The sequence below is a fragment of the Stenotrophomonas sp. CASM106 genome (assembly GCF_049384825.1).
GTDB lineage: Bacteria > Pseudomonadota > Gammaproteobacteria > Xanthomonadales > Xanthomonadaceae > Stenotrophomonas > Stenotrophomonas muris.
Window position 1 is genome coordinate 160549 of sequence record NZ_JBMRFS010000005.1, and the last position, 14073, is coordinate 174621.

Below are 14073 nucleotides of genomic sequence, written 5' to 3' on the forward strand. Positions count from 1 at the left end.
ATTCAGGCTTGGCCGTATGGTGAAGCGTTCAGCGCGGCGGGCACTGGAACGCGGCGAACCGCTGGCTGCCATCGGCGGGCGCGGCGGCGGCCTGTACGGCGTTGGCGCCGGCACTCGGGGCCTCGTTGCGGGCCAGGGTTTCCAGCTCTTCCTGCACGCGCAGCGGGTTGCGGTTGTAGAAGCCGACCTTGCTCTTCACGGTGACCACCACCTCGCCCTTGGCGATGCAGCCGGCCGGAACCGGACCTGCCGGCAACACGCGGGTCGCCTTGCCGGCCGGTTCGATCGGCACCCAGGTACAGGCAGTGACGGTGAGCAGCAGGGAGGAAAGCAGCAGAACGCGCATGGGCAGATCCTGGAAGGGTATGGGGCGATTCTGCCTGAACAGCCTGAATCGGGGGTAGCCGGGGCCGGGGTCAGAGCCCCTGCGGGGGATCCGACCCCAGGTCGGCGGAGGGGTCGGATCCCTCGCAGGGGGCTCCGACCCCTTAAGGGTTTGCCGGCCAGCGGCCGGCACTACCGGGGGAGCCGGCCCGCCACAGGCGGGCCGGGTCGTGCCTTATTTCTTGACCGGGTTGCCCTCGGCGTCGATCACCGTCACCTCGCCCAGGTTCAGCGCGCGCACGGCCGCTTCGGTCTGCTTGAGATCGCCCACCACCACCCAGGTCAGGGCCTGCGGCTTGATCTCGGCAGCGGCCTGCTGCACCTGCGCCGGGGTCATCGCTTCGATCTCGGCCTTGCGACGCAGCACATAGTCGTCCGGGCGCTTGAACTGCACGATCGAACCGATGGTCGCGGCCACGGCACTGGCGGTCTCGTAGGCACCGGGCAGGCTGAGGGTCTGGATGTTGCGGATGCGGTTGACTTCGGCAGCGGTGGCCGGCTTGCTGCCGTCGGCGAATGCGGCGATCTCCTTGCGCATTTCCGCCAGTGCCGGGCCGGTCTTGTCGATCTGCACCGGCGCACTGGCCATCCACGGGCGCTGGCCCACCGAACTGGTCGCGCTGCTGCGCGCGCCGTACGACCAGTGCTTGTCCTCGCGCAGGTTCATGTTCAGGCGCGAGGTGAAGTCGCCGCCGATCACGCCGTTGGCAATGTCGAAGCGGGTCGAACTGGCGGCGCCGGACGGCGCCACCACCTGGCCGGCGAACAGGTTGGCCTGCACCGCACCCGGCTGGTCGATCAGGAACACGCGCGGGCCCTTCGGCAGCGCGACATCGGTGGCCGCCTTCACCTGCGGCGCCTCGCCGGTCGCCTTCCAGTCGCCCAGCTGCTTGTCCAGCAGCGGCACGATCTCGGCCAGGGTGGTGTCACCGACCACGATCAGGGTGCCGTTCTGCGGGCGCAGCCAGTCGTGGTGGAAATCAACCAGATCTTCGCGGGTCAGGCCGTTGATCGCCGCCTCGTCGCCGCTGCCGGTGAACGGGATGGCGTACGGGTGGCCCTTGCCGTACAGCAGCGGCGGCAGCACGCGCATGGCCACTGCACCCGGGTTCACCTTCTCCTGCTGGATGCCGGCGATCCAGGTCGCCTTGACCCGGTCGATCTCGCCCTGCTCGAAACGCGGTTCGCGCAGCAGGTCGCGGTACAGCGCCAGCGACGGTGCCAGGTTTTCCTTCAGCGCCGACAGGTCCACGCTCATCGAGTCCAGGCCGGCCGAGGCATCCAGGCTGGCGCCCAGTGCGTCGGCGGCGTCGGCGAAGGCCAGCGAACCGAGCTTGCCGGCGCCTTCGGTCATCAGGCTCATGGTGAAGTTGGCGGTGCCGGGCTTGCGGCCCTGGTCGGCGCTGAAGCCGCCCGGGAACTGGTAGCTGAACTGCACCACCGGAATCTCGTGGCGTTCGGCCAGGATCACCTGGGTGCCGTTCTTCAGCGTGGCGCGCTGCAGTGCCGGGAACTTCAGCTGCGGGAACTCGCGGGTCTGCGGCACGCCGGCCTTGCGGTCCACCTGTTCCGGCAGGGTGCTGTACTTCGGGTCCACCGCCGGCACGGTGAACGGCTTCGGCGTCTGGCTCGGTTCTTCCTTCAGCGCCACGCGCTCACCCGGTGCGATCACCAGGGTGTGGCTGCCCTTGTCCAGCCACTCTGCGCCCAGGCGGCTCAGATCGGCGGCACTGGCCTTCTCGATGTTGGCCAGCGAGGTGCGGAAGCAACCCGGGTCGCCGGTGAACACCGCGCACTCGGCCAGCGCATCGGCCTTGCCGCCGAAGCCACCGATGCGCTCGATGCCACGGATGAAGCCGGCACGGGCGCCGGTCTTGGCGCGCTCCAGCTCGGCCGCGGTCGGGCCCTGCTTGATCAGGCGGTCCAGTTCCTCGTCGATGATCTTCTCGACCTTGACCGGGTCCTGGCCCTGCTTGACGGTCGCCACGATCACGAAGTTGGAGCCCAGCTGCGACGTCGACAGGCCCGAGCCGATGCTGTCCACCAGCTTGTCCTGGTGCTGCAGGCGCTGGCTCAGGCGTGAGGACTTGGCGCCGCCCAGCACTTCGGAGAACAGCTGCAACTGGTCGATGTCGGCGGTGCCGACCTGCGGCACGTTCCAGGCGCGGTAGATGCGCGCCTGCGGCACCTTGTCGGTCATCGTCTCGCGGGTATCGGCACTGCGCTTGGCCACGTTCACCGCCGGCTGCGCCATGGTCGGGCCAGCGGGGATGCTGCCGAAGTACCTGGCGACCTTCTCCTTGGCGGTGGCCAGGTCGATGTCGCCGGCCAGCACCAGCACCGCGTTGTTCGGGCCATACCAGGTGCGGAACCAGGTCTTCACGTCATCCAGCGAGGCCGCGTTGAGATCGTTCATCGAGCCGATCACGCCGTGGTGGTACGGGTGGCCAACCGGATACAGCGCCTTGTTGATCTGGTCCCAGGCCTGGCCGTAGGGCTGGTTCTCGCCCTGGCGCTTCTCGTTCTGCACCACGCCGCGCTGCTCGTCCAGCGCAGCCTGGTCGATCGCACCGACCAGATGGCCCATGCGGTCCGACTCCATCCACAGCGCCATGTCCAGCGCGGTGGTCGGCACGTTCTCGAAGTAGTTGGTGCGGTCGGTGTTGGTGGTGCCGTTCTGGTTGGTGGCACCGACCTGCTTGAACGGTTCGAAGAATTCGCCGTCGTGGTTCTCGCTGCCCTGGAACATCAGGTGCTCGAACAGGTGCGCGAAGCCGGTGCGGCCGGCCGGCTCATCCTTGCTGCCCACGTGGTACCAGACGTTGACCGCGACGATCGGCGCCTTGCGATCGGTATGCACGATCACGCGCAGGCCGTTGGGCAGGGTGAACTGCTCGTACGGGATATCGACCTTGGCCGGTGCCGTCGGCCTGGCGGCAAGCGCGGAGGTGGGCGCAAGCGTGCCCAGGGCGGTGCTGAGGGCGACGGCCAGCAATGCGGCGCGCGGGCGAAGGGCGAGAGACATATCCGGATCCTTGGTCACATAGGTGAACCCCGATCCTAGCCTGCGCAGGCAACGGCAGGAATCGGTCGCCAGTCACTGGGGGTGTTTGCCCTGAAGGCCATCCGGCCCGGCCCCAGCCGGGGGGCGTGAACCGTCACATGTGCCGGCTGAAGGCGTCCGGACAGTGTCCGCGGCACATCGAATGGACAGGTGTCCGCCCACCGGACACTTTTCGATTGATAAAAAACCCTTGTAAATCAATGAATAAAAGTTGGCACGGGGATTGCTTGGCCCTCCCTGCGCCAGGAAGGGCTTCAGACGCAAGCTGACTGAAGACTGAACAAATGCAGGAAATCGAAAATTCTTCTTGCATCCCCAGAATTAGTGTACTACCTTACTACCACACCACTGATCACCAACACTAAACAGGCCCCGTCATGAACGCCAAGACCATTGCCATCGCCATCGCCCTGATCGCCGGCACCGCGGTTGTTTCGTCGGTGCAGGCCTCCGAATCCATCAAGACCCTGGCCACCGTGCAGGTTCGCCCGGCCGCCGACCAGCTGGCCCAGCAGGCCTGGGAACAGGCCAGCGGCATCCCGACCCTGGCCACCGTGGAAGTGCGCCCGAGCCTGGAACAGCGCGTCGCCCTGGCCGCCGAACTGGAAGCCCAGCGCTACGCCGTCACCCTGGCTGCCGCTGCCACCAGCGTCGCCAACCAGGTGATCGTCAACCTGCCGGCCCTGCAGGTGCGTCCGAGCGCTGCAGACCTGCAGGCCCTGGCCACCGAAACCGCCCAGGTCCTGCTGCGCCCGTAAGCGGTGCCGCCCTGCCCAGCGCAGGGCGTGCGCCGTAGAGGCGGCCGCCGTCGCAGGTACACTGCGCCGATGAATGCCGCGCCCCCGTTCCACGTAATCCTGTTCCAACCGGAAATCCCGCCCAACACGGGCAATGTGATCCGGCTCTGCGCCAACACCGGCGCGCAGCTGCACCTGGTCGAGCCGCTCGGCTTCGCACTGGAAGACAAGCAGCTCAAGCGCGCCGGCCTGGACTACCACGAGTACTCGCGCCTGCAGGTGCACCCCGACCTGGACACCGCGCTGGCGCGGATCGCACCGAAGCGGTTGTTCGCCCTGAGTACGCGTGCCAGCGTCCGCTATGACAGCGTGGCGTTCGAAGATGGTGATGCCTTCCTGTTCGGTCCGGAAAGCCGCGGCCTGCCGCAGGACGTGCTCGATGCATTGCCGGATGGACGCCGCCTGCGCCTGCCGATGCGGCCGGACAACCGCAGCCTCAATCTTTCCAACACCGTTGCCGTGGTGATGTACGAGGCGTGGCGGCAGCATGGGTTTGCCGGCGGCGCGTAAACCGCCTCAGGTGGGTGCGAAGCGCTGCTGATGGGTGTGACCTGCTTCTGGTGGGTGCGGACCTTGGTCCGCACTGTTCCCCGGTCGCGTGCCGAAGGAGTGTGCCAACCAAGGTTGGCACCTACCAAAGACAGGTCAAGGCGGCTGCAGAAACTTCTGGAAAGATGTGCCAACCAAGGTTGGCACCCACCGGAACCAGGTTTCAGAACGCGTTGATGCCGGTCAGTTCGCGGCCGATCACCAGCTGGTGCACGGTCTCGGTGCCTTCATAGGTGATCACCGATTCCAGGTTCAGTGCATGCCGGATCGCCACGTGTTCGGTGGTGATGCCGGCCCCACCCAGCAGATCGCGACATTCGCGGGCGATGTCGATCGCCATGCGGCAGTTGTTCCATTTGGCCAGGCTGACCTGCTGCGGCTGCAGCTGCCCGGCTTCCTTCAGGCGGCCCAGCTGCAGGGCCAGCAGCTGCGCGGTGGTGATGCGGCGGGCCATTTCCGCCAGCTTGATCTGCGCGCTCTGGGTGGCCGCCAGCGGGCGGCCGAACAGCACGCGCTCCTTGGCGTAGCCCAGCGCTTCATCCAGGCAGGCGATGGCCGCGCCGATCGGGCCCCAGCTGATGCCGTAGCGGGCCTGGGTCAGGCAGCCCAGCGGCCCCTTCAGGCCCTTCACGTTCGGCAGGCGGTGGCTGTCGGGCACGCGCACGTCATCGAAGAACAGCGCACCGGTCAGCGATGCCCGCAGGCTCATCTTGTGCTTGATCTCCTGCGTGGTGAAGCCGGCCATGCCCTTCTCCAGCACGAAGCCCTGGATGCCGTCCTCGGTCTGCGCCCAGACGATGGCCAGGTCGGCCACCGGGCCGCTGGTGATCCACATCTTGCCGCCGCTGATGCGCCAGTCGCTGCCGTCGCGCACCGCGCGGGTCTTCATGCTGGCCGGATCGGAACCGCCGTGCGCCTCGGTCAGGCCGAAACAGCCGATCAGTTCGCCGCGTGCCATCGCCGGCAGCCACTGCTGGCGCTGTTCCTCGCTGCCGTAGGCATAGATCGGGTACATGCACAGCGAGCTCTGCACCGAGACGAAGCTGCGCAGGCCCGAATCGCCGCGCTCCAGCTCCTGGCAGATCAGGCCATAGCTGACCGCACCCAGATCACCGCCGCCGTATTCGGCCGGCAGGGTGGCGCCCAGCAGGCCCAGCGAGGCGATCTCCGGCACCAGTTCATCGGGGAAACGGGCCTGGTCGAAGGCATCGCCGATGATCGGCAGCACGCGCTCGTTGGTGAAGCGGGCGACGCTCTCCTGCACCGCGCGCTCTTCCTCATTGAGCAGGGAACGGACATCGAACAGATCGTACGGATGCAAAGCCATGGCACTCACGCGCAGTCAGGACCCGGCCATTGTCGGTCATCCGGGCAGAGCGTGCCGACCAGGGTCGGCACCCACCCGGGCCGCAGCCTTACGCTGCACCGCAGCAATCGTGACGTGAACATCGGCGATCTAGCTCGATCACGCGCGGCCCGGTACCCTGACACATTCAAACAACCGTTTCGCTCGTGGCTGCACGCGCGATTCCCAGGCACCGCCGGTGGCCCCGATGCCGGCCCTACCCACGAGTCATGCAATCGATGAGCGCTGAAGCCAACGCCCTGCCCCCGCGTGAAGTAATGGAATTCGACGTGGTGATCGTCGGCGCCGGCCCCGCCGGCCTGGCCACCGCGATCCGCCTGCGCCAGCGCGCGATCGAAGCCGGCCGCGAGTTGTCGGTGTGCGTGCTGGAGAAGGGGTCCGAACCAGGCGCGCACGTGCTGTCTGGTGCGGTGATGGATCCGCGCGCGCTGACCGAGCTGTTCCCGGACTGGGCCGAGCGCGGCGCACCGCTGAAGCAGAAGGTCACCCGTGACGAATTCCTGTTCCTCAGCGAAACCGGCGCGCGCAGCACGCCCAACGCGCTGCTGCCGGAGTGCTTCCACAACGAAGGCAACTACATCATCAGCCTGGGCGAAGTGACCCGCTGGCTGGCGCAGCAGGCCGAGGCGCTGGAAGTGGCGATCTTCCCCGGCTTCGCCGCAGCCGAGGTGCTGTACGGCGACAACGGTGAAGTGATCGGCGTGGCCACCGGCGACATGGGTATCGAGAAGGATGGCAGCATCGGCCCGGCGTTCGAGCGCGGCATGGCGCTGCAGGCGAAATACACGATCTTCGCCGAAGGCGCGCGCGGCCATCTCGGCCGCCAGTTGATCGCGCGTTACACGCTGGACGAAGGCAAGGACCCGCAGGCCTACGGCATCGGCATCAAGGAGCTGTGGCAGATCGACCCGTCCCGGCATGAGCCGGGTCTGGTGGTTCACGCCGCCGGCTGGCCGCTGGACAGCGACACCTACGGCGGCGCGTTCCTGTACCACGCCGACGGCGGCAAGGTCGCCATCGGCTACGTGGTAGGCCTGGACTACAGGAACCCGTGGCTGAGCCCATTCGAAGAGTTCCAGCGCTTCAAGACCCATCCGTCCATCCGCAAGCATCTGGAAGGCGGTACCCGCATCGGTTACGGCGCGCGTGCGATCACCGCCGGTGGCCTGCTGTCGCTGCCGAAGACGGTGTTCCCGGGCGGTGCACTGGTCGGCTGCGAGGCCGGCTACCTCAACGCCAGCCGCATCAAGGGCAGCCATGCCGCGATCAAGACCGGCATGCTGTGCGCCGACGCCGCGTTCGACGCGCTGGCCGCCGACCGCCAGCACGATGAACTGAGCGCCTACCCGAAGGCGTTCGAAGCCAGCTGGCTGTTCACCGAACTGCAGCAGGCCAAGAACTTCAAGCAGTGGTTCAAGAAGGGCCAGACCGTGGCCACGCTGATGACCGGCGTCGAGCAGTGGCTGCTGCCGAAGCTGGGCGTGCGCAACCCGCCGTGGACCCTGCACCGCACGCAGCCGGATCATGCCTGCCTGGAGCCGGCCGCCAAGCACACCCGCATCGCCTACCCGAAGCCGGATGGGGTGCTGACCTTCGACCGCCTCAGCTCGGTGTTCCTGAGCAGCACCAACCACGACGAGAACCAGCCCAGCCACCTGACGCTGAAGGACCCCAGCATTCCGGTGAAGGTGAACCTGGCCGAGTACGCAGGCCCGGAAGCCCGCTATTGCCCGGCCGGTGTGTACGAGTTCGTTGGCGAAGCCGACAACGCGCGCCTGCAGATCAACGCGCAGAACTGCGTGCACTGCAAGACCTGCGACATCAAGGATCCGACCCAGAACATCGTCTGGGTGACCCCGCAGGGCGGCGGCGGCCCGAACTACTCGGGCATGTGATCGCCCCGGGCTGCGACCGTGTGTCGCAGCCCGACCGCTCCACCGCACCGCTATCCTGCCCACCCATGCGTGCCTGCCGCCTGCTCACCGCCGTTGCCGTGGCCCTGCTTGCCACGGCCTGCCAGCGCCCGCCCGCGGTGCCGGCCACGCCCGAACAGGCCCGGCAGCAGGCCATGCAGCGCGCGTTCGAACTGTGTGCCGGCTGCCACACCGTGCAGCCCGGTGGCATCCACCGCTTCGGGCCCAACCTTCACGGCGTGATCGGCCGCCGCGCCGGCAGCCTGCCCGACTATGGGTATTCCGACGGCATGCGCCGCGCCGACATCACCTGGACCGCACAGACGCTGGATACCTTCCTGCAGTCACCCACGCACCTGGTGCCGGGCACCCGCATGTACAACGCCTTCCCCAGCGCAGAACGCCGCGCCCTGGTGATCGCCTACCTGCAGCAGCAGTCGGCTCAGTGAGCCAGGCGCTGCAGCTGTTGCTGCAGCCGCGCCACGAACGTCGTTACGGTGGCGAACAACGGCGCCGTATCGGCCTCTGCCGCATCCTGCAGGCGCTCGACCAGGGCATTGGCCTGCTGGGCCAGTGCCGTGGCCCCGATCGCCCCGAGCCCGCCGGCCTGGCGATGCAGGTGCAGCGCCGCAGCCTGGCGGTCGCCAGCCTGCAAGGCGCGCTGCACGGCGGCCAGGTCACCCTCGCTGGCCTGCAACAGGCTGTCGCGCAGCTGCTCGGCCACCACGCGCGAGCCGAAGCGCTGCTGCAGGGTGGCCAGATCAGGCAATGCTTCACCGTCGTCGGCGGCAACCTCCGGCACCGGCACCTCGAACGACTGGCCCTGGGCCTGCGTCAGCCAGCGCAGCAGCGCCGCACGCAGCGTGGCCAGCGACAGCGGCTTGGCCAGTACCTCGTCCATGCCGGCCTCGCGGCAGCGGCGCGCATCGTCGTCCAGCACGCTGGCGGTCAGCGCCAGCACCGTCAGCCGCGGCTGGCCGGTACGGCCCTCGCGTTCGCGCAGCAGGCGGGTGAAGCCAAATCCATCGAGTACCGGCATGCGGCAGTCGGTGATCACCAGGTCGAAGCTCTCCGACGACAGGCGATCCAGCGCCTGCTGGCCATCGCCCAGCAGCACATGGGGCACGCCCAGCTGCTGCAGCCGCCACGCCATCATCGCCTGGTTGGTCGGGTGGTCCTCGATCACCAGCACCCGTGCCTGACGCAGCGCGGCGGGCAGCAGCGCGGTCTGGTCCTGCTCGGCCAGCAGTGCCGCCGCGTCCTCGCTGCCGGCCTCCACCAGCGATACCCGCACTTCGGCGCGGGTTCCTTCGCCCAGCGTGCTGTGCAGGGTCAATTCGCCCTGCATCATCTGCACCAGTCGCTGGCAGATGCTCAAGCCCAGGCCAGTGCCGCCGTGGTCACGCTGGATGTAGGCGCCGGCCTGCGTAAAGGGCGCGAACAGGTGCTGCAGTTGTTCCGGTGCGATGCCGATGCCGGTGTCGGTAACGCTCAGGCACAGCGGTTGCACGCCGTCTTCGCTGGTCGGCCCCAGCACCTCCAGTTGCAGGCGCACCTCGCCCTGTGCGGTGAACTTGATGGCATTGCTGAGCAGGTTGAACACGATCTGGCGCAGCCGCACGCCGTCCACTTCGTGGGCCGGCGCCAGCTCGGGATCGATCTGCACGTGCAGCGCCAGGCCACGCGCGCTGGCCTGGGCCGACAGCAGGCGGCACACGCTCTCCAGCAGGGGCCGCAGCGGTTGCGGCACCGGCTCCAGGCGCAACGCCCCTGCTTCCAGCCGCGAGTAATCGAGGATGTCATCGAGGATCTGCCGCAGCATCTGGGCCGAATCCTCGATAACGCCGAGGATGCGCTGCTGTTCGCTGTCCAGCGGTGAGTGCGCCAGCACCTCCAGCATCCCCAGCACGCCACTCATCGGCGTGCGGATCTCATGGCTCATCGTGGCCAGGAAGCGCGATTTGGCCTCGGCGGCCTGCTCGGCGTCCGCCTTCGCCGCCGCCAGGGCATCGGCCTGCATCCGCGCTTCGCTCACGTCCACCCAGTAACCGCTCCAGATCACCGCGCCCTCTTCGGCGGCATAGGGGTGGGCCTGGCTGCGCACCCAGCGCACGCCCTCCCCATCGCTGCGCAGGCGGAACTCCAGGATCAATGGGGCGAACTGGCGCGCGGCCTGCTCGATGGAGTGCAGGATGTGCGCGCGGTCCTCTTCCTCGATGCGTTCCAGCAACACCCTCGCATCCTGTTCGGCCTGCTGCCGTGTAATGCCGAACAACGCAGGCAGGTCACCGGCGATGAACGGGAAGCTGAGCGCGCCATCGGCGTCGCGACGCGCCTGATAGACCACTGCAGGCAGGTTGTCGGTCACCTCGGCCAGACGCTGCTCCAGCTGGCGACGTCCTGCCACCTCGCGGCGCAGCCGCCAATGGCCGACGCCATGCACCAGCAGCGCGGTCAGCAGCACCAGCAGCACCGGCACGCCCCACCGCAGCACCTTGTTCCAGTCGACACCGTTGCGGTACTCCACCCCCAGCCAGGCATTGCGCAGGGCCTCGCGCTTGCGTGGGGTCATCTGCAGCAGCAGGCGATCGAAGGTGGTAGCCAGTGCCGCGTGGCGACGATCCACGGCCAGCACCAGCTGGTCGTTGAAGCCGGCCGGTGCCGCCACCTGCAGCCGCCCCGGGAAACGGCTGCGCAGCAGGTGATCGACCACGGCAAGGTTGCCGATGTACGCATCGGCGTCGCCAGCGAGCAGGCGCTGCAGCGACTGTTCGGCACTGCGTGCAGCGATGATCCGCGCCTGCGGTGCCTGCTGCAGCACGTAGCCGCGCACACGCTCCGGGTCGGACAGCAGCACGCGCTTGCCCTGCAGGTCAGCCAGGCCCAGCAGCGACTCGCCATCGCTCCTGACCACAATCACGTTCGGCACGCTGATGAAGGGCTGGCTGAACACCCAGTCCGGGCCCAGGTAACGTGAATCGACAGGAATGCCCATCACCGCCTGCAGCTCACCGCGGCGGGCCTTCTCGCGCACCTCGTACCAGTCGTGGCTGTCCTCGACCTGCAGGTTGGCACCGGCCTGCATCAGGCGCTGCAGGTATTCGCTGGCCAGCCCGCTGGGCCGGCCATCCTCGCCGGTGAACGACAGTGGCGCGGCATTCGGGGCGAAACCGATCTTCAACGGCTGCTCCAGCACGCGCTTCTCGGCCTGGCTCAGCGCCAGCTGCGCCGATGCCGACCAGTGCGGCGGTGGCAGCCATCGTTGTGCGAGGGCATCACGCTGGGCCTGGCTGGTGGCCGCCAGCGCCAGGTCCAGGGCTTCAGCCAGGGGTTGCTTGCTGTTGGGAATGCCGAAGTGCAGCCGTTCAGGGGGCAGGTCGCTGGGCCGCAACAGCGCCACGCCCTGCAGGCGCCGGCTGGCAATCAGCTCGGTGGCGACAAAGGCATTGCCGATGTAGACGTCGGCCTTGTCGTCTCTGACCATCTGCAATGCGCTCAACGTGTCGTTTACGACAAGCTGGCGGGCACGCGGGAATCGGGCGCGCACCTGCGGACCGGTCAGGAAATCCTGCTCGATCACCACCCGCAGACCCTCCAGGTCGGGCATGTCGGAGGCACGCAGGTCGTCCGGCCGGCCCACCAGGGCCAGCGGCGCTTCGCTGTAGGCCGCGGTATAGACCATGCAGCGGGTGCGGTCGGCACTGAGGCCGACATTCATCACCACGTCGATCTCGCCACGACATGCCGCATCCAGCACGGATGTCCAGTCCGGATAGCGGCGCGCCTCGACCTTCATGCCGAGCTGGCGTGCAAGATGCGACAGGTAGTCCGGTCCCAGACCGACCTGCTGGCCGTCACGGAGGGACTCGAACGGCGGCCAACCGCTGTCATACTGCCCGACAACGATGGTCGGATGCGCCACCAGGTATTCGCGCTGCAACGGGCTGAGCGGCAGCAGCCCAGGGGCCGGCTGTGCCTGGGCCACGGGCAGGGCCAGCACCGCCAGCAGCAGGAGCAGCCCGCGAACAGCCCACCTACGCATCTGCGTCGATCTCCTAGAATCCTGCCAGGGACCGCGATGGTCGCGGTCCGGCGTGCCCGATGGCCATACTAGAGCATGAGCTTGCGCATCATCATCGCAGACGATCACCCGGTGGTCCGCATCGGTACCCGCGCCGTCATCGAGTCGAGCGGCGTGGGCCGCGTGGTCGGCGAGGCCGACAGCGCGCAGGCGCTGATGACCCTGCTCGCCAACCAGCCCTGTGACCTGCTGGTCACCGACTACTCCATGCCGGGCAGCCCGCAGGCCGATGGCTTCGCCATGATCGGCATGATCCGCCGCCGGCATCCGGACCTGCCGGTGCTGATGCTCAGCGTCTCCAGCAACCTGGCGATCCTGCGCATGGTGCTCGACAGTGGCGTGCTCGGTCTGGTCGACAAGAGTTCGTCAATGGACGAGCTGCCGCAGGCCATCCAGTCGGTGTACCGCGGCCAGCCCTACATCAGCCGCAGCCTGCGCGAGCGGGTGGACGCGGCCGGCAGCTGGCGCATGCGCGAGGGCGACGGCAAGCCGTTGTCACCACGCGAAGTGGAGGTGCTGCGGCTGCTCGGCACCGGCATGACGGTGAAGGAGATTTCGCTGCAGCTGCACAAGAGCGTCAGCACCATCAGCCGGCAGAAGGGCGACGCCATGCTCAAGCTGGGGTTGAAGGGCGACGCCGAATTGTTCGACTACCTGCGTGACGGCAAGATCTGAGACGCACTTCACATCACAGACCCGGCTGCCGCACCCCCTCTTTGACGGTCTGCGGATCTGTGCCAAGATGGACGGGCATGAGTTCTCAATGCGAGGTCGAAGGAATCGACCGGCTCATGTCCTCGCTCCCGTCCGTGGTGGATGGGGTGCGGCTTCCTGCCGGCCGTCTGGCCCGGCAACGCTGACCATGGAGAGGCGCATGCAGTCCCCCCCCGAGCTACGTTGGACCCTGCCGTTGCGGCCCCTGCGCGCATTCGCGGCATGCCTGCTCGTCTCTCTTTCCGCTGCCGCCTGCAGCGCCGCCGATCCGGCCCCCTCGTCCTCCCGGCCTGCGCCTGCGCAGGCTGCCAAAGCGCCCCGACAGGATGTTGCCCCGATGCAGAACCCCTCTCCCGATGCCGCCGTCACCCCGCCCGACGCGCCGACCGTGATGTATTTCATCTACCAGGTCGATGGCGACGGTGCGACGTCCTATGAGGTCCAGAACGGCAGCGTGGCGACCTTCTGGTTCGGCCACCGCTTCACCTTGGACGGCACCACCTACTACACCGGCTTTTCCTGGGATACCCGCGAGCATTACGGCAAGCCGGGCGAACAGCAGCCGGCCGGCCCCGACGACCGCGCCAATCTGGCCGAGGCCACCTTCGTGCTGGCCGGCGGCGACGCGAAGAAGCCGTGGAAGTTCCGCGGCCAGGAATGGACCATCGGTGCGCTCGGCGCCTACGACAAGGCCGACGACGTCGATACCCGGCGCAAGCCGATCGAACACCGCACCGCCGACGGCCGCCTGCTGCTGGCGGTGCCGACCAGCAGCTTCGACCGCGGCATCAGCAGCAGCGGCTACGCCCTGCTGCTGTTCAACCCCAAGCGCAGCGAGGACGACCTGGACAGCAAGGTCTGGCGCTACGTCGGCTCGGTGCGCACCGGCGAAGACAACAGCGCGGCCTGCGACGACGGCAACGTGATGCCGTGCACCGACAGCGATGGCGAACTGGCCTTCGTGGCCGATGGCAACGGCCTGCCGCAGCTGACCGTGACCTTCAAGGGCACCACCATCGAAGCCCCAGGCAAGACCCGCGCGCTGGGTGCCGGCGACACCGTGCACTACCGCTTCGACAGCAAGGCCCAGCAGTACATCGCGCCCTGATTTCCATCCGCCGCAGGCGGGTTACCTGTTGACCGACATGTTCTTGACTCACGGATGAGTCCGGTTGGCGATTCGCGGCATCGGCCGCTCCATCAAC

At 67.8% G+C, this 14073-nt stretch carries 10 protein-coding genes; 6 read left to right on the plus strand and 4 right to left on the minus strand.

Annotation, left to right across the window (positions count from 1 at the left end):
• Positions 1–28 precede the first annotated feature (28 nt).
• Positions 29–346 carry a DUF4156 domain-containing protein gene (locus tag VG556_RS13945; protein WP_005407628.1) on the minus strand — a complete coding sequence of 106 codons (318 nt, stop codon included), beginning with the start codon at positions 344–346 and terminating at the stop codon, positions 29–31.
• A 213-nt stretch (positions 347–559) separates the two neighbouring features.
• Positions 560–3409 carry a M16 family metallopeptidase gene (locus tag VG556_RS13950; protein WP_100450884.1) on the minus strand — a complete coding sequence of 950 codons (2850 nt, stop codon included), beginning with the start codon at positions 3407–3409 and terminating at the stop codon, positions 560–562.
• Positions 3410–3825: 416 nt separating this feature from the next.
• Here VG556_RS13950 and VG556_RS13955 point away from each other — a divergent pair, with 416 nt between their 5' ends.
• Together VG556_RS13955 and VG556_RS13960 are read left to right on the plus strand one after the other, a co-directional pair.
• A complete protein-coding gene (locus tag VG556_RS13955; protein WP_100450883.1) occupies positions 3826–4206 on the plus strand; it encodes a hypothetical protein in 381 nt (126 codons plus the stop codon).
• A gap of 69 nt (positions 4207–4275) precedes the next feature.
• Positions 4276–4755, plus strand: a complete 480-nt coding sequence (locus VG556_RS13960; protein ID WP_100450882.1) for a tRNA (cytidine(34)-2'-O)-methyltransferase — start codon at positions 4276–4278, stop codon at positions 4753–4755.
• A gap of 202 nt (positions 4756–4957) precedes the next feature.
• Here VG556_RS13960 and VG556_RS13965 read toward each other — a convergent pair whose 3' ends face one another.
• Positions 4958–6121, minus strand: coding sequence for an acyl-CoA dehydrogenase family protein (locus VG556_RS13965; protein WP_100450881.1), 1164 nt, complete (start codon positions 6119–6121; stop codon positions 4958–4960).
• 257 nt (positions 6122–6378) lie between these two features.
• Here VG556_RS13965 and VG556_RS13970 point away from each other — a divergent pair, with 257 nt between their 5' ends.
• Together VG556_RS13970 and VG556_RS13975 are read left to right on the plus strand one after the other, a co-directional pair.
• Positions 6379–8055, plus strand: a complete 1677-nt coding sequence (locus VG556_RS13970) for an electron transfer flavoprotein-ubiquinone oxidoreductase (RefSeq protein WP_041862952.1) — start codon at positions 6379–6381, stop codon at positions 8053–8055.
• A gap of 65 nt (positions 8056–8120) precedes the next feature.
• Positions 8121–8522: a c-type cytochrome gene (locus VG556_RS13975; protein WP_014645538.1), complete on the plus strand. Its 402-nt coding sequence runs from the start codon at positions 8121–8123 to the stop codon at positions 8520–8522.
• On the opposite strand, the gene VG556_RS13980 is transcribed toward VG556_RS13975, so the two are convergent.
• Positions 8516–12115 (minus strand): ATP-binding protein, encoded by a 3600-nt coding sequence (locus tag VG556_RS13980; protein ID WP_100450880.1) that lies wholly within the window; start codon positions 12113–12115, stop codon positions 8516–8518. The genes VG556_RS13975 and VG556_RS13980 overlap by 7 nt on opposite strands.
• Before the next feature lie 75 nt (positions 12116–12190).
• Here VG556_RS13980 and VG556_RS13985 point away from each other — a divergent pair, with 75 nt between their 5' ends.
• Together VG556_RS13985 and VG556_RS13990 are read left to right on the plus strand one after the other, a co-directional pair.
• Positions 12191–12829, plus strand: a complete 639-nt coding sequence (locus VG556_RS13985; RefSeq protein ID WP_014035550.1) for a response regulator transcription factor — start codon at positions 12191–12193, stop codon at positions 12827–12829.
• Between the two features lie 376 nt (positions 12830–13205).
• Complete coding sequence (locus VG556_RS13990) at positions 13206–13976, plus strand: hypothetical protein (protein WP_014645535.1); 771 nt, start codon at positions 13206–13208, stop codon at positions 13974–13976.
• Positions 13977–14073: the final 97 nt, after the last annotated feature.